The sequence below is a fragment of the Mesorhizobium sp. GbtcB19 genome, assembly GCF_019091085.1.
Classification (GTDB): Bacteria; Pseudomonadota; Alphaproteobacteria; order Rhizobiales; family Rhizobiaceae; genus Mesorhizobium.
On sequence record NZ_JAGXJY010000677.1, the window covers coordinates 1 to 228 of the forward strand.

Consider the following 228-nt stretch of genomic DNA (forward strand, 5'->3'; position numbering starts at 1 on the left):
ATCGAAAGCGCTCTTGTACCCGGAATGCGGACCAAAGATGCACCGAGGATAAAGTGGCCACCGTCTGTAACAAATGGCTGGCCGCCCCTCATCCTCAATGTGACCGGGCCGGAAAGGCCGAGGCCGGCAGCGGCTGCGCCGATCGCGGTCTCGGTCACGCGCCACCCGCATTTGGTGGCCTCGATCCACAGCGGGGTGTGGCCGAGCGCCTCCACCATCTTGGACGTG

Annotated in this window: 1 protein-coding gene; it reads right to left on the bottom strand. The window is 64.5% G+C overall.

Annotated elements, in window-relative coordinates:
• On the bottom strand, positions 1-228 hold a 228-nt coding region (locus KVT37_RS33390; RefSeq protein ID WP_217579136.1), incomplete at both ends, for a ribose-5-phosphate isomerase A.